A 17,433-nucleotide genomic window follows, 5' to 3' on the forward strand; every position below is an offset into this window, starting at 1 on the left:
TCTTTAAAAAATTACTTTCTGCGGCGGAAACCAATAAAGCCAAGCGCTGTCAAAGCAAGGATTCCAAGTGAACCACCAGAGCGTTTTACTGGCTCGTCTTCTTGTTTTTCACGTGGTTGAATTATCGCATCTGTACTCTTTGGCACAAGCTTGATAGCAACTTGTTTTTCGGTTACCGAACATTGTGCTTCTTTCGTTAGATTTTGATAACCACCAGCACAATAGTTTGCTGTAGCCGAAATAACACCAGCGTTATTAATATCAGTTGCAGAAATGATACGGTAAGAGTTAGCTACTGATGCATTACCTAATTCAGGATCATTCGTTAAATCATCCAGCATCCATACACTACCCGCTTTCAGTGGACCTTGAGCTGCTAAACCTGCAATGTAAGTAAACGCACGATGACGACGCTCAGAACCATCAATTTGGTTCTTCGTTTCTGAATCGATCCAACCTACAACTTGATCATGATCGTTAATCGCTGCTGCATCACCGTTTGCACCACGGAAGAAGATAGAGCTAACAGAAGAATCTAAGAACTTAGTCTGACCTGTTGCATTATCATAGATAAACATTTTTTGTGGGTATGAAGGGTTCTCGGCTTTATGGCTTTTTGCAATACCAACAACTTTGAAATTTGCGTTAACATCGTTAGCCATTGTGTATTCGTAGTTACGATCATCACCAGTAGAAATTGTCATGCCAGGAATAGCGGTTTGAGTCCATGATGAATCAATACCAGCTGTAGGCTTAAAGAAAGCGGCTTCCATTACATAAGAATCACTACTGTTAGTATCACGAGAGATATAACCAACGGCAACTGGTGAACCGTTAACCATAGTGACAGCATTAGCCGATGCTTGTGCAGACACATCCTCATGATCGTTATCAACGGCTGCTAGGTTTGACCCCATTGCCCCTGATTTAACAACATTACCTGACGCATCAACTAGCCAAAAAGCAGCTTCATTAGCAAATGAACTAAACTGACATTCAAATGTACTGTACAAGTTAGATGGATTAGTTGCACATTGCTTAAAAGTATCTTTATTGAAACCTAAACCAATATCGATATCATCAGTATTAGGATCACGAGAATCAACATCTTGTGTGAAAGTTTGAGCAAATGAAGACGAACCAACTACCAACAGTCCACCAGTCGTTTCTACCGCACCATTTGCCATGGTTTGACCCATGTTCTTAACAAATGCATCACCTGATACAGGATTTAACAATGCAGCAGGCGTACCATCAATATTAACAAAACCGCGTTTTGCAAATGCACGAGGATAAACATCACCATTTTTAAATACAGCAGAAGACGATGTACCAAAGCTGTAATTACCAACGATGCCTTCTAACGTTGCATCCGTTGTATTGTCTTGAATAGCCCCTAAACCACTTTCTGTGTATGCACTTGCATCATCAGCTTTAGTCGTTACTGCAGCGCCATTATCTAAAGCAACAGCATTTGAATGATAGTTATTTTTCCATGTTTGCTGAATATGCTGAAGACCACCTAAGCCCTGACCACTTTGCCAGTCATCTTCATTATAACCATAGCCAAAGTACTCACTACGAGCCCAAATGTCACATGTGTTATAACCTAAATCATCTCGACAGTAGCTATATAAGCCACTTACATCATTAATAAACTGACGATTTTGATTGAATGCAGTGACATCTGAAAGTGGCGCACCTTGTGTACCACGTCGAGCTGTACCAACAACATCATACGACTCTGCATTACAATTGCCCGTAAAACAGTTTTCCCCTTCTGAAGAAGGCTTAATTCCCGTTGTAAACATAGAAACAGGCGTACTGTCTGCATTTGCCTGAGCATTAGGGAAATATGCTTGTGCTGCTAGTTCATCAGCACCTGCAGTTGAAACTGGCTCAATCGTATAAACAGCGGCACTCGCTTGAGATGCACCTGCAACCAAAATAGCAAGCGTTGATAGTTTTAACATCTTATGTGGCATTAGGATTCCTTTTGCATTGCCTCTAGCTCTTCCCAACGTTCAAAAGCAACTTCAAACTCTGTTTCAATCTCAGCTAAGTGAGTCAAAATCGCTTGAGTATCATTGCTTGGGTTCGCGAAGAAATCAGGATCATTAATTTTTTCCTGAAGCTCGGCAATTTCATTTTCCAAGTTTTCGATCTTTTGCGGCAAACCGTCTAATTCTACTTGAAGCTTGTAAGAAAGCTTTTTCGTTGAACGTTGACGTTGAGTCTGACGCTGTTTCTGTTCATCTTCTTTCTTTTTAGCTTGTTCGATTTCCGCTGCTTGCTCTTTTGCACGATTTGCATAAGAGTTTGCACGTTGAGATTGGGCATCATGGTAACCGCCAACGTATTCGTTAACAACGCCCTCTCCCTCAAAAATCCAGCTTGTGGTCACAGTATTATCAACGAATTGACGATCGTGACTAACTAAAAGCAATGTACCCTGATAATTGGCAAGAATATCTTCTAAAAGTTCCAATGTTTCGATATCCAAATCGTTGGTTGGCTCATCGAGAACCAATAAATTATTTGGTTTTAGGAACAATTTAGCCAACAATAGTCGGTTCTTTTCACCACCAGATAGTGCTTTTACTGGTGTACGCGCACGACGTGGGTGGAATAAGAAATCTTGCAAATAACCTAATGCATGACGTGTTTTACCATTAATGGTTACTTCTTGCTTACCATCAGCAAGGTTATCCATTACGGTCTTCTCAGGATCAAGCACTTCACGGTATTGGTCAAAGTAAGCAACTTCAAGCTTTGTACCACAATGGAAGTCACCTTCTGTTGCTTGTAACTTATCAAGCATCAGTTTGATCAAGGTACTCTTACCACAACCATTCGGGCCAATTAACGCAATACGGTCACCACGCATAACATTAAAGCTAAAGTCTTTAACGATTTGCTTATCGCCGTAACTATAACCGATATTCTTCGCTTCAAAGACAATCTTACCAGAGCGGTTTGCATCTTGAAGTTGCATTTCTGCTTTACCAACAACATCACGACGTTCTGCTCGTTCATTACGTAATGCTTTCAATGCTCGAACACGACCTTCGTTACGAGTACGACGCGCCTTAATACCTTGACGGATCCACACTTCTTCTTGTGCTAATTTTTTGTCAAAAAGTGCATTTTGCTCGGCTTCAACACGTAGCATTTCTTCTTTCGCTTCTAGGTAACCTTCATAATCACCAGGGAAAGAAGTTAACTTACCGCGATCTAAGTCCACAATACGTGTCGCCATCGAACGGATAAATGCACGGTCGTGTGAAATAAATACGATTGAGCCTCGGAAGTCTTTTAAGAAACCTTCTAACCATTCAATCGTTGTTACGTCTAAGTGGTTGGTTGGCTCATCTAGTAGCAAAATATCAGGATCACACACAAGCGCACGCGCCAATGCGGCTTTACGTTGCCAACCACCAGATAAATCCGTAAGTAATGTGCTTGCATCTAACTTTAAGCTTTCCAAGACAGATGCAATACGGGTATCAATCAACCAACCATTGTTATGGTCAACTTTCTCTTGAATACGCGCCAGCTTATTGATGTTTGATTCGCTAGGATCAGCGGTCACTAATTCCAATTGGTGATGGTACTCTCGAAGTACTTCACCCACTTCAGCTAAACCTTGAGCAACATAATCAAATACAGTGCCTTCGGCATTACGTGGTGGATCTTGTTCTAAACGTGAAACCACCAGCTCATTTTGACGCTGAACACTACCGTCATCTAACAGAATGTCGCCAGCAATCACTTTCATTAACGTGGATTTACCCGCGCCATTACGACCCACAAGACATACACGCTCATGAGGTTGAAGAAGAAATTCAGCTTTATCTAGTAATGCATGATCGCCGTAAGCCAGTTGAGCGTTACTAATTTTTATAAGTGCCATCGTAATTAACCAAGCTTATTAGTAGTTAACCATGTTTGTAATGTTTCTTTATCGAAGGGCCAGCCTAATTCCGAAACATTGAGCTCATGGTGTTGAATAGAGAGTACAGGTATGGTTACACCGTAACGAGAGAACAGTGCATCATCGAATGCGATATCGACAACTTCTACGTTGTCTTGAATCCCTACCTCTACGAGCAAGCTGTATGCCTGCTCGCAAAGGTGGCAGCCTTCCGTGCTATAAAGTGTGATTAACACTAGCCTTCCTTGTGAGTGATGATCCAACAGTTGTGGATTTGCTTGTTCTTAGCAAAATCCATTGGCAATGTTTTCTCTGAAATGTTCTTCGCGTGTAAGCCAAGCTCATTCAGTTTATCTAAATCCATCTTGAAGTGGCGTTTGTTGTTTGAGAAAACAATTTGACCTTCAGGGCGTAGCATACGTTTTAGGTTTTCCATCAACATGATGTGATCACGCTGAATATCAAACGACTGCTTCATACGCTTAGAGTTAGAGAACGTTGGTGGATCGATGAAGATAAGATCAAACGTATCGTCCACTTCTTGTAACCACTGTAGACAGTCAGCTTGAATAAACTCATGCTGAGAACCTACTTGGTTGTTCAGTTCCATATTCTCTTGTGCCCAACGAAGGTAGGTATTTGACATATCCACCGTTGTTGTTGTCTTAGCACCACCAACAGCCGCATGCACAGTTGCCGAGCCAGTGTATGAGAATAGATTCAAGAAATCTTTACCCGGTGCCATCTTGCCAAGCATACGACGAGTAATACGGTGATCAAGGAATAGGCCCGTATCAAGGTAATCATACAGGTTAACTTTAAGTTCAACGCCGTATTCCTCTACTACCATGTGACGTTCTGCACTTGATAGTTTTTGGTACTGGCTCTTACCTTTCTGACGCTCACGCACTTTAAGAATAACTTTGTTGCTCTCAACGCCTGTAACTTCAATCGTTGCACGTAGAATATCCATGATACGACGACGAGCTAACTCTTCAGAAACAGACTTAGGGGCCGCATACTCTTGGATGATGATGTAATCTTTGTACTTATCAATCGCTGCGTTGTAGTTAGGAATGTCAGCGTCGTAAATACGGTAACATTCAATACCTTCACGCTTAGCCCATTTACCTAACTTAGCAATGTTCTTCTTCAAACGGTTAGCAAAATCCGGTGCTACGTCTTCTTGAACAATAACGCCTTCTGCTTGACCTTCTTCTTTCTGAACACTACCTGCTGTGATTAAGTAAGTCTTAAGCACACAATCTAACGCACCGTTACGAAGCTTAAATTGTTTGTCTGCACGCATACGCATACAGCTTAATAATTCATTTGAACTTGAGTAAATCGCAGCCACAGAGCCTGCAAACGCCAATTTCAAGCGGTTACCAAACTCTTTGTAAAGCGAGATAAGCTCAGGTGTTGTACCTAAACGCTCACCGTATGGCGGGTTACAAAGAATAACGCCTGTTTCAAAGCCTTCAGGACGAACAAGCTGAGTAGCATCACCGTATTCAAAATCGATAAGCTCTTTAACACCAGCACGACCTGCGTTATCACGAGCAACCGCAAGTACACGGCGATCCATTTCACGACCAAAGAACTTAGTCGTTACTTTTGCTGGACCACGGCGAGATTTCACTGTTGCTTCTGCGTGAATTTCCATCCAAGCATCTTTATCGAAGTCTTTAATCGACTCAAAACCCCAACGCTTACGTTTCAGACCCGGTGCAATTTCAGCAGCGATCATTGCCGCTTCAATTAACAAGGTACCTGAACCACACATAGGATCGAGTAAAGCTTGCTCTGGTGTCCAACCACTCTTAATCACAAGCGCCGCAGCATGGGTTTCACGTAATGGTGCTTTACCTGCTTCACTACGATAGCCACGTTGGTGTAAACCACTACCCGCCATATCAAGACCAAGAATACCTTTCTCGCCAGATAGACGCATATGAACACGAAGATCTGGACGCTCACGATCGATATTTGGACGACGTAAATCCGCTTTAGTAAAGCGGTCTACGATCGCATCTTTGATTTTCATTGCGCCATATTGGCTGTTGCGGATTTCACGGTTCGTACCGTTAAAGTCAACCACGATGCGAGTATTACTATCAAAGTAGTTCATCCAATTGATAGCAGTTGCACCTAAGTACAGATCCATATCATCACGAACGTTAAATTCGCTCAGTACTTGAATGATACGTGATGAGATACGTGTCCATAGACAACAACGGTAAGCTGTTGCTTGCTCTGCTTTGAAGCGGACACCGGCATGCACAACTTGAATGTTCTGTGCACCTAATTGTTCTAATTCATCCGCCAGCAAGTTTTCAAGGCCGCGGGAAGTAATAGCTAGATATTGATTCATGGAGTTCTTTTCACACTAATATTGCGTGGAATTATAACCGAAATCACAAAAAATGCCTCGTCTAAACCGCTCTCAAATTGCTCATTTACGAAAAAAATTTAGTCTTCAATCAGCAAGTTCAAGTAACAAGCATTCAAACACAATAGGCTTGTGCTATTGGGGCAAATAAGCAGAGATAAATACGCAAACCAATATAAATTAATCCGACTTATCAATTCATTAGCTACCATAGCATCAACTATATCGTAATTATTCAATGGGAACTTTCACGGAATAACCTACAAAGCCATTGTCCACTAAAGAAAACAACAATAAAAATTCATTAATAATCAATAAATAACAAAAACGAATTAACAAGCATAAGAATAAAAACCGTAAAATCAAACTATCCCACCACTCCTTAATGAATAAATTATTCCAGCTTTATTTCTAAATTAACGCTCGACTTATTCCAGGTATTTCCTACCGAATCAGAATCAAGAAATGGGGAAATTACAACCAATGAAATGTAATGTAACAGTGAGATGAATGCCAATTACAGATAATTTTTAATGGTAATATCGGTAGTGATTATTGTTTTTTATAAAAGAATTTTGACATTGATACCAAGTCAACGCTCGTTTTTTAAGCATTGTTGATGCATCAGGAAGATAAATATAGAGATCAAATATGTACTGATGACGGTATTACCAGTTATATCCCCCTTAAACTTCCACTCTCGTTCATCAACTAACATAGTGACATCACAGTATTAGCTACTTAATGCATTAGAGGAAACGGACTAGATTCCAGTATTATGTTGTTAATACAGAAACAAATATGATGAGAACTAAATAGATGTGGATGGCTTTAGAGAAACAGAGAGGATATATAAAGTAACAAAGATAGACGGAGATAATTAATAACGCAGTAAAATACCGCCAATAGGGAACTAGGCAGAGGCTTGGTACAAAGATAAAAGAAAATATAAAGACGTGAATATTTCAACATTGAGAAAATGCTGATTAGCTTAATGATTACAATAGCTTAACCAACAAGCGCATAATGCTGTTCAGTTTCCAAAAAACAAGGTTCCATACGATCATTCATCACTTTAATCGTGTCGCAAAACTGCATCGTTTTAACCCCATCAAGATCAACAGTTGCTACATCAGCAAGCATACATAAGCTGGCTGTACCATGATTTTCAATCACAACATAATGTGCTGTGCATGATGCTGTCATTAAACTCACTACTTCACCCTGCTCCGGCTCTGCGCCTTGCTGAGGAGCAAAATACCAACTTTTAGGCATAACTGGCTTATGAAAACGTCTTGCAGCTGTTGCATTCAGCGCTAATTCACACTTACGCGCTTCTGATATAGGAAGTTGAGCGAATTGCTCTTGGAAGTTTTGATAAGCTTCGATGTCATCAACATTAAAAACATCACTTACTTTCGCTTCAGGAGTCAGCAGCTTCGCTGATAACGCTACACGAAAAAGCATGTCATTCCCTAATTCAAGCATTAGCGAATTCATATCGGCATCAAAATACCATTTCCATGAATTATCTGGCTTTAACACGTTCGAACTCCTAAAAGACAGTGGTTTATATTATATCTGCGACCATATGGAGAAACTTTAGTCTGATTCTACTCACGTCCCCTAAAATTAAAAGGGGAAAAAATGGACTATTTATATATGAGTTATTTGTATATTTAGTACACAGGTAATATTGAGTTAATAATTAAAAACCCAACCTAGTATTCACTAAGTTGGGCTTTAAAATGTCAGACAAATTTTAAAATTAATACTTGTCAGTCAAATGCAATTAAAGGCCGTTCACGATATCTTTGACTAAACGAGGGCCGTGGTAAATGAAACCAGAGTAAACTTGAACAAGGCTTGCCCCTGCCATCATCTTCTCGCGAGCAGAAATTGCGGAGTCGATACCACCCACACCAATGATTGGGATCTCTCCTTTCAGTGCTTCCGCCATTTTACGGATAACTTCAGTACTCTTGTTCTGCAGAGGACGACCACTTAAACCACCCACTTCGTCACAATGTTCCATTCCTTGAACAAGTGAACGATCTAATGTGGTGTTCGTACCGATAACACCATCAATTTTATTGCGGATCAATGAATCACAAACTTGTAGAATTTCATGATCATCAAGATCTGGTGCGATCTTAAGTGCAAGTGGTACATATTTACCATGTTTCTCTGCAAGCTCTGCTTGTTTCTCTTTAAGTTGAGATAACAGATCATCTAATGCTTCACCGTATTGTAGGCTACGAAGTCCCGGTGTATTTGGTGATGAAATGTTTACCGCAATGTATCCCGCATATTGATAAACTTTATCCATACAAATTAGGTAATCTTCAGCACCCTTTTCAATTGGTGTGTCTTTATTCTTACCAATGTTAATACCGATAATGCCGTCGTATTTTGCTTTCTTAACATTCTCAACTAAGTTATCAACACCAAGGTTATTAAAACCAAAGCGGTTGATGATGCCTTCAGCTGGGATCAAACGGAAAAGACGTGGTTTATCATTACCAGGTTGTGGACGTGGCGTTACTGTCCCTACTTCCACAAAACCAAAGCCCATAGCACCAAATGCATCAATACATTCGCCATTTTTATCAAGGCCAGCAGCTAAACCAACAGGGTTTTTAAAAGTCAGTCCCATGACTTCAACAGGACGTTCAGGAAGGTGTTGACGATAGAAAAGATCTAATGGAGTTCCAGTGAAACGAGAAAAGTTCTCGATAGCGAGGTCGTGTGCCTTTTCAGCATCCAACTGAAAAATAGCAGAACGTGCGATACGATATAGCATTGTAACTCCAATATAAGTCCCGAATAAACGGGATGGTATTATTCACATTTCCCCCTCTAACATCAATCGTTATTTTTTTGATTATTGTCAATAATTCAGTAACTTAGAAATTAAATCTTTGTTTAACAATAAGTTATAGATTGGTGTTTTCATAAAAAATTACACTTTAATGCAAACGTTTTCTTTTTGTTTGAAAATAGCTATTAGCAAATACGCAATAGGTGACAACGTCACTCAAAGATAGTCATTTACCTTACTTTTCTGGCAAGGCACTATTAGTATCGACACCATATCGCTACACTGTCACTTATAGTTGTTACAACGTAGCGATATTTTGCAAGTTTTATTAATTAGCGGGGCGTGAATTTAGATTAAGAATCGTTAACTCTCGTAAAGCGACTGAGAATTTTGCAAATTCATGGGCATTACCTACCTTAAATTCCGCTAATACACTATCCCATCGATGAATTGCTTTCTTATGCTGCTCCATCCATAAAGCGATACTCTCCTCTGGCTCTGCTGTACTTGTCATCAGAACAGCAGTGGTAAGTTGACGTTGTTGCCAGTCCAAATCTTCCCTAAACGATGCTCTAGCTAACGCTTGCCAGTTATTCTCTACACTTTGATTTTGAATTTGCTTTAAGAACCAATGTAAAGACAGCTTTGCCCCTAGTACAAAGTAGACACGGGCAATATGTGATGTATCCACTTCCATCGTTTTGGCTATTTGCGCTATATCCATTGCTGAATACAAACTTGTTAACCGTGCAATGTTTTTGGCAAGCTCATCAGGTACGCCTTGATCTATCATCTCTTTAGCTTGTTGCTCATGTTCAATGACTTCTTGCGTTACAAGGTAACTATCTAGATGATAGCGAAGTTGTTCAACAAAGGGCTGATAGAATACGATTTGCTGTTCTATTCCTAGCTTGTGCTCCCTATTACGTAGAAACCATCGTGTTACTCGTCGCAACATGCGTCTGGAACGATAAAGCATTTCATATTGAATTTGTGCAGAGACTTTATTGTCCAAATCCCGAATATGGCTAAACAGTTTGTCAAAATTAAAGATCTCTCGTCCTATTGAATAAGAAGCAGAGATGTCATTAATGGTTGCCCCCGTTTCTTCTTGTAAACGAGTGACAAAGTTACATCCCATTTCATTGGACATTTGGTTTGCTAACGAGGTCGCAATCAGCTCTCGGCGTAAGGGATGTTGCTCCATCTGCATACGATAGTTATCTTGCAAAAATCGTGGGAAATAAGCAGGTAATAATCGGGAATGGTACGGATCACTCGCAATATCATGATTCACAAGCTTTTCTTTTAATACCATCTTCCCGTAAGCCACCAGCACTGCTATTTCTGGCCGCGTAAGCCCGATGCCAGATTTTTCTCGCTCTGCTAACGCTTCATCATCAGGCAGATATTCCAAACTGCGATCTAACTTACCATGACGCTCTAATTGGTGGATAAAACGGATCTGCTCTTTGAGTAATTGAACTTGTTGTTGTTCCGTCACCGATATGGACTCACTTTGACGATAAGCATCATCAAGGACAATCTCACTGACTTCAGCTTCCATATTTTCTAAGATCGTATTGCGTTGCTTAAATGTCATTTCATCAGCTGAAACTAAACTATTAAGTAAAATCTTAATGTTTACTTCATTATCTGAGCAGTCCACACCACCCACATTATCAATAAAATCGGTATTTACACGTCCACCAGCCTTAGCAAACTCAACTCGACCTAACTGTGTAAAGCCAAGATTACCGCCTTCTCCGACAATTTTAGCTCTGAGTTGTTTACCATCAACACGTAAAGCATCATTAGCACGATCACCAACATCGGTGTGAGTTTCTTTGCTTGATTTGATATAAGTACCAATACCGCCATTCCACAATAAATCTACCTCCATTTGTAGAATTAAGTGGATTAACTCATTAGGTGTACAACTTTGTTTTCGCGTTTGCAGCAAGCTTTGTACCGCAGGAACCAGTTTGATCGCTTTGCTTTTACGAGAGAAGATCCCACCACCTTCAGACAGCAATTTTCGATCATAATCATCCCAACTGGATCGTGGTAATTCAAATAAGCGCTGTCGCTCTTTCCAACTGACCGTTACATCTGGATCCGGATCGATAAAAATATGTTGATGGTTAAAAGCAGCCACTAAGCGAATATGCTTAGATAACAACATACCGTTACCAAACACATCACCAGCCATATCACCTATACCAATGCAGCTAAAATCTGTGGTTTGGCAATCAACACCTATCTCCCTGAAGTGGCGTTTAACTGACTCCCATGCGCCTTTAGCTGTAATACCCATTTTCTTATGGTCATAGCCGTTAGAGCCACCAGAAGCAAAGGCATCACCCAACCAAAAGTCATAATCAGCCGCTAATGAATTCGCGATATCTGAAAACGTTGCCGTTCCTTTATCAGCCGCAACAACCAGATAAGGATCGTCTTCATCATGGCAAACAACATTGGCTGGTGGCTGACAATGCCCATCAATAACATTGTCGGTTACATCCAATAAGCCGCAAATAAAGCGTTTATAACAAGCTTTGCCTTCCGTTAAGATCTCTTCTCGTGTTGTTAATTGCGGCTGACGCTTACAAATAAAACCACCTTTCGCCCCAACTGGCACAATAACAGTATTCTTTACCTGTTGCGCTTTAACCAAGCCTAATATCTCGGTACGGTAATCTTCTTGCCTATCAGACCAACGAAGCCCACCACGTGCGACCTTTCCACCGCGTAAATGGACGCCTTCAAAGTCAGGTGAATAAACAAAAATCTCGTAATTAGGAACTGGAGCAGGAATTTCAGGTATTGCGGTTGGGTTTAATTTAAGTGATAACCAAGGCTTAGGCTTAGCTTGTTCTGTTTTTTGATAAAAATTGGTCCGTAACGTTGCTAAGATAAGATCCATATAACGACGAATGATCCTGTCATCATCAAGGCTTTCTACATCTTCCAAACTTTCGATGATCAGTTTGATCAAGTTTTGCTCTGCTTTCTCACTATATTTAGAGCTTGGATCAAAACGAAGTTTAAACAAAGACACCAGATTACAAGCAAGTTCGCAGTGGTTATTCAATGTATCTTCTATATATTGCTGACTAAATGGAAAGCCGACTTGCCGCATATAACGGGCATAACTTCGTAAAATAGTAATTTCTCGCCCAGATAAGCCAGAGCGAAGTACCAATCGGTTAAACCCATCACTCTCTAACTCTCCGTGCCAAATATCAGAAAATGCATCTTGGAATCTGTCTCTGGCTTCTGATAAATCAAAGTCATTTGCTACATAGTGCAACATGGCAAAATCTAAAATCCAATTCACCACGCCATCTGCAGTGATCACTTGATAAGGCGACTCTCCAATCACCCGCAAGCCTAAGTTCTCAAGCATGGGCATAACATCAGATAGATGAATAGGCTCATTGCGATGAAACAGTTTTAGCTTCACAGCAGTAGAATCTGCAGACTCTTCTTGAGGCCGATAAAACAACATACCTAGCTTATTATTTTCATCTAGCCTTTCGAGCTGAAGTACATCAGCCACCGCAGATCCAGGTAACATTTGTTCTTTATATGAACGAGGGAATGCTTTGGAATAGTTTTTAGCAATGGGGATCCCTTTGCTTTCACCGAAATTAGCCACCAGCGATTGAGTAATACGATCTTCCCATGACGCTACCGCAACACCTAAGTTATGCTCGATGGATTTCACATCAATATCGAAGTTATTGTTTGGTACACGGACAATATAGTGGGTTCTCGCCAGTGGGCTTACTGAAAAGAAAGTGGTGAACTCAACAGTTTGGCTCGATCCTAAATAATCCTTTAGTACTGTTTGGATCTTCCGTCTTAATTCAGTGTCATAACGCTCTTTGGCCACATACACCATACATGAGAAAAATCGCCCAAAAGGATCCCGTCTTACAAACAGCCGGAGTAAGTCACGATCCTGCATCCGTACAACACCCATACCGACATCAAGCATCTCTTCTTCTTTGGCTTGAATGAGCTCATCTCTTGGGTAGGTTTCTAATACATTATTTAATGCTTTCCATGAGTGAGACCCCTCTGGATAACTACTTGCCGCTAAGATCCGTTTTACACGATTGCGGATCAAGGGTATGTGCATGGCTGTTTGATGATAAGCAGTTGAGGCATATAAACCGATAAAACGATGTTCGCCAATCACATTCCCTTTGTTATCAAAACGCTTAATACCAACGTAATCAATATAAGCAGGACGATGAATGCGGGATTTGGCGTTACTTTTAGTAAGGATCAATAAATCAGGCTTTTGCGCTTCAATACGAGCAGACTCAGGTAAGCTTGATAAGTTTAACGGACGTGCATGTCGAGGTTTCTTTAATAGCCCTAACCCTAATTCTTTGGTGGGTGTTAATTGATAATCCCCTTGGATCGGTTTCAAGTCATAACAGTGATAACCCATGAAGGTGAAGTTATGATCCGCCACCCACTCTAAAAATTCGATCGCTTCTTCACAATATTGTTTTTCTACTGGTAATTGGGCGACTCTCAGCTCTTTGGTTATTTGGTACATCTTGTTTTGCATTGATTGCCAATCAGCGACTACCAATTCAATGTCTTTCAATACCGCCTCTAGCTCATCTCGTAGCGAGGCCATTTCTTCTTTCTTGGTTAGGCGATCCACTTCAATATGAAAAAGCGTCTGTAATTCGCCGTTATCACCACAGGCTTTAATAATATTGTTTTTATTATCTCGCTCGAAATGATAAGGCCCATTGAGCATCAAGTGACTGGTAATATCGAGGCGATTTAATGTCATACGAACAGAATCAACCAAAAATGGCTTATCTGGCATGACGATTTCAACCACAGTATGGGTCGACTTCCAACCATGACGACTTAAGGTAGGGTTATAGACACGAACCGATATTTTATCTGGCTTATTTTTAACAAGGTGATGCCATAAACTCAGTACAGCACCATAAAGATCCGACTCATTACGTTGCAGTAAATCATCTTCAGCAAGTTGATTTAAAAGGCGTTTAGCAAAAACATCCACTAAAGGTTGTTGATCACTATCTACTTTTGTTTTGATCAATCCATAGACTTTATCAAGTAAAACGGGAACCACATTTTCAGGCGCATTCATCATGAAAATCCCCTATTTATTATTATCTTATAAAAGTATAGATAGGGATTTTCAGGCAGGTGTTTCGAAAAAAATACATCAATGCATTTTGCTAATGATATGTATCTTGATCAAATAAAATTGGGAGATGAGTGAGAACTAATACTTCTAAAAGTACCGACTAATCAGAGAGTTTAGTTAACGTAGTGAGCTTATTATTCTCATCAACAGCCACTTGAAAGCGTCCTTTTACCCCCATTTGAGTTAGGAATGGTCGTAGTCTTACTGCTGGAAGTTGAAGTTTTAAACCATTTTCTGTCATCACCACCACACTGCTGGCGGCGCCTGAATAATGCTGAAGAAAAATTTGGTAGGTAATATTTACTCGAAAAATAAAACTGCGCATGTCCCGTACTGTATATATCCATTTAATATTTAAAGAAAAGCCAAGCATCAACAATGTTGAATACTTGGCTTTAGTTTTAGCTAATCACAGATTATTGCTCAAGCGCTTTTTGCACTTTCTCAAACAGATCTTTTGCTAAGTTGTCTAATGCCGCTAACTTCTCAAGCTCGCTACGCATTAATTGCTGACGTGCTTCATCGTATTGGCGATACTTCAAGAACGGTTCAATTAAGCGTGATGCCACTTGTGGATTACTGGTGTTTAACGCCGTTAGAATTTCAGTTAAGAACGCATAACCTGAACCATCTTTAGCATGGAAGCGTACTGGGTTATTAGCACAGAAACTTGCTACCAAACTACGAGTACGATTTGGGTTCTTCAAGCTAAATGCAGGATGATTCATGGTGTTGCGTACATTTTCCAATGCGTTTTCAGCAGGATTTGTACCTTGTAACATGAACCATTTATCCATCACTAGACCATCATGCGTCCACTTATCGCTAAAATCAGCCATTTGTGCTTCACGACAAGCCAATTGGGCATTGTTAGCCGCAGACATCGCAGCCATAGTATCTGTCATGTTATCAGCCGCTGCATATTGAGCAGTAACCAAGTCATTGCCTGTTGCTGTATGTGCAAGGTAAGACAAACACTTATTACGTAACGCACGTTTTGCCATTGCAGCATGATCTAAACTGTATGCAGATTGCGCAAGGCTACGGTAAATCGCCAGTAACTCATCTTCCATTTCAGTCGCTAAGATTTGAGTTAACGCACCAACAACCGTATTGATCGCATCCACATCCACTTGCTTGTACCAACCGGCAATTTCATTTTCGCTTGGCAGAGTTAGCATTTCGGCAATAAACGCTGGATCTAGATTTTCATCAAGTAATGCACCACGGAATGCATCTACAACCGCTTCTGGTAGTTCTACAGCATTACCTGCTTGTACCGCAGCAACGTTTTTACGAATGTATTTCGCTAGTAGCATTTGACCAGCATCCCAACGCGCAAATTCATTACGTGCGTGGATCATCAAGAAGATCAATTCTTGATCTGAATAGTCATATTCTAAGATCACTGGCGCTGAGAATTCACGAAGCATGGAAATCACAGGTTGTTCAGCAACATTTTCAAATACGAAAGTTTGCTCTGCTTCTTTCACATCTAATACGTTGTGAACAGGCTTACCGTTAGATTGCAGTGCAATTACCTCACCTTTGCTATCGTAAAACTCGATATCAAATGGAATATGCAGTGGTAGTTTCTCTTCCTGTCCTGCTGTTGGTGGTGTTTGTTGCTTAACAGTGACACTGTAACTGTTATTACCTGCATCATAAGCCGTTTCTACTGTCACAACAGGCGTACCCGCTTGGCTATACCAACGACGAAAACGAGATAAATCAATACCTGATGCATCTTCCATTGCTTGAACAAAATCATCACAGGTTGCTGCTGTGCCATCATGACGTTCAAAGTACAGCTTCATACCTGCTTGGAAGTTCGCTTCACCTAATAAGGTGTGCATCATGCGGATCACTTCGCTACCCTTTTCATACACAGTTAATGTGTAGAAGTTATTCATCTCAATCACTTTTTCAGGACGAATTGGGTGCGACATTGGACCACGATCTTCTGCAAACTGAGGACCACGTACAATGCGAACATTAGCAATACGATTTACTGGGCGAGAGCCAAGATCTGATGAGAACTCTTGATCACGGAATACCGTTAAACCTTCTTTTAGGCTTAACTGGAACCAATCACGACAAGTCACGCGGTTACCTGTCCAGTTGTGGAAGTATTCGTGACCGATAACCGCTTCAATGCCTTGATAATCAGTATCAGTTGCTGTTTTTGGATTGGCTAATACAAACTTAGAGTTAAAGACATTAAGACCTTTGTTTTCCATTGCGCCCATGTTGAAGAAATCAACGGCCACAATCATGTAAATATCTAAATCGTATTCAAGACCAAAACGCTCTTCATCCCACTTCATTGAGTTTTTCAGTGAAGTCATTGCGTAATCAGCGCGATCAAGGTTGCCTTTATCAACGAAGATTTCTAGCTCTACGTTACGACCACTCATCGTCGTGTAGCTATCACGTAAAACGTCAAAGTCACCGGCAACCAGTGCGAAAAGGTAAGACGGTTTTGGGAATGGGTCTTGCCATTGCACCCAGTGGCGACCATTGTCTAAATCACCTTCTGCAATACGATTACCATTACTTAATAAGAAAGGAAATGCTGCTTTGTCTGCAATGATCTTAGTGGTAAAGCGCGCAAGCACATCTGGACGATCAAGGTAGTAAGTAATACGACGGAAACCTTCCGCTTCACACTGAGTACAGAAACCACCACCCGACTTATATAAACCTTCTAAAGCCGTGTTAGCTTCAGGGTTAATCATGGTTACGATAGTTAAATCAAATTCAGCGGGAAGATCTGATAACACTAAATGTCCATCTTCTTTCGCATACGCTGACCATGCTTCACCATTAACAGTAACACTGACCAATTCTAATTCGTCACCGTCTAACACTAATTTAGCATCAGCGTTATCACCCATACGAATCACTTTGCTTTGTGCCGTTACTTGGGTTTTTGTGTCATTAAGATCAAACGTTAAATCGATATCCGTAATAGTGTAATCTGGCTTACGGTAATCAGAACGGTGTTTTGCGGTAGGCTGTGTAGACGTCTGCTCTGTCATTCTTATTTTCCTTGGTTAATGGTTCTACCTAAC

General features: G+C 40.6%; 9 protein-coding genes. All 9 read right to left on the reverse strand.

Going from position 1 to position 17,433, the window contains the following annotated elements; all coding sequences use genetic code 11:
* Positions 1-11: 11 nt before the first annotated feature.
* Positions 12-1,985: a DUF3466 family protein gene (locus tag Q7657_RS16460; RefSeq protein WP_107166967.1), complete on the reverse strand. Its 1,974-nt coding sequence runs from the start codon at positions 1,983-1,985 to the stop codon at positions 12-14.
* A complete protein-coding gene (gene uup / locus Q7657_RS16465; RefSeq protein WP_053989723.1) occupies positions 1,985-3,913 on the reverse strand; it encodes an ATP-binding cassette ATPase Uup in 1,929 nt (642 codons plus the stop codon). The genes Q7657_RS16460 and uup overlap by 1 nt, the downstream gene beginning before the upstream one ends.
* A 5-nt stretch (positions 3,914-3,918) precedes the next feature.
* Complete coding sequence (locus tag Q7657_RS16470) at positions 3,919-4,170, reverse strand: glutaredoxin family protein (protein ID WP_053989722.1); 252 nt, start codon at positions 4,168-4,170, stop codon at positions 3,919-3,921.
* The gene (rlmKL, locus tag Q7657_RS16475; RefSeq protein ID WP_107166966.1) at positions 4,170-6,308 is read right to left on the reverse strand and encodes a bifunctional 23S rRNA (guanine(2069)-N(7))-methyltransferase RlmK/23S rRNA (guanine(2445)-N(2))-methyltransferase RlmL; all 2,139 of its coding nucleotides are present in this window, start codon (positions 6,306-6,308) and stop codon (positions 4,170-4,172) included. The genes Q7657_RS16470 and rlmKL overlap by 1 nt, the downstream gene beginning before the upstream one ends.
* Before the next feature lie 1,026 nt (positions 6,309-7,334).
* Positions 7,335-7,871 carry a cell division protein ZapC gene (locus Q7657_RS16480; RefSeq protein WP_107166965.1) on the reverse strand — a complete coding sequence of 179 codons (537 nt, stop codon included), beginning with the start codon at positions 7,869-7,871 and terminating at the stop codon, positions 7,335-7,337.
* A gap of 247 nt (positions 7,872-8,118) precedes the next feature.
* Positions 8,119-9,129: a quinone-dependent dihydroorotate dehydrogenase gene (pyrD, locus tag Q7657_RS16485; protein WP_008987073.1), complete on the reverse strand. Its 1,011-nt coding sequence runs from the start codon at positions 9,127-9,129 to the stop codon at positions 8,119-8,121.
* A gap of 346 nt (positions 9,130-9,475) precedes the next feature.
* Complete coding sequence (locus Q7657_RS16490) at positions 9,476-14,299, reverse strand: NAD-glutamate dehydrogenase (RefSeq protein ID WP_107166964.1); 4,824 nt, start codon at positions 14,297-14,299, stop codon at positions 9,476-9,478.
* 160 nt (positions 14,300-14,459) lie between these two features.
* Positions 14,460-14,684 (reverse strand): DUF2835 domain-containing protein, encoded by a 225-nt coding sequence (locus Q7657_RS16495; RefSeq protein WP_107166963.1) that lies wholly within the window; start codon positions 14,682-14,684, stop codon positions 14,460-14,462.
* Positions 14,685-14,775: 91 nt separating this feature from the next.
* Positions 14,776-17,400, reverse strand: coding sequence for an aminopeptidase N (gene pepN / locus Q7657_RS16500; RefSeq protein ID WP_107166962.1), 2,625 nt, complete (start codon positions 17,398-17,400; stop codon positions 14,776-14,778).
* Positions 17,401-17,433: the final 33 nt, after the last annotated feature.

It is taken from the genome of Candidatus Photobacterium acropomis (genome assembly GCF_030685555.1).
GTDB lineage: Bacteria > Pseudomonadota > Gammaproteobacteria > Enterobacterales > Vibrionaceae > Photobacterium > Photobacterium lucens.

What these genes read in the sequence shown, in the direction of transcription:
- Q7657_RS16490 (WP_107166964.1), bottom strand. Translation starts at nt 14,299, where the DNA reads ATGAATGCGCCTGAAAATGTGGTTCCCGTTTTACTTGATAAAGTCTAT.
- pyrD (WP_008987073.1), bottom strand. Translation starts at nt 9,129, where the DNA reads ATGCTATATCGTATCGCACGTTCTGCTATTTTTCAGTTGGATGCTGAA.
- uup (WP_053989723.1), bottom strand. Translation starts at nt 3,913, where the DNA reads ATGGCACTTATAAAAATTAGTAACGCTCAACTGGCTTACGGCGATCAT.
- Q7657_RS16460 (WP_107166967.1), bottom strand. Translation starts at nt 1,985, where the DNA reads ATGCCACATAAGATGTTAAAACTATCAACGCTTGCTATTTTGGTTGCA.
- pepN (WP_107166962.1), bottom strand. Translation starts at nt 17,400, where the DNA reads ATGACAGAGCAGACGTCTACACAGCCTACCGCAAAACACCGTTCTGAT.
- rlmKL (WP_107166966.1), bottom strand. Translation starts at nt 6,308, where the DNA reads ATGAATCAATATCTAGCTATTACTTCCCGCGGCCTTGAAAACTTGCTG.
- Q7657_RS16495 (WP_107166963.1), bottom strand. Translation starts at nt 14,684, where the DNA reads ATGCGCAGTTTTATTTTTCGAGTAAATATTACCTACCAAATTTTTCTT.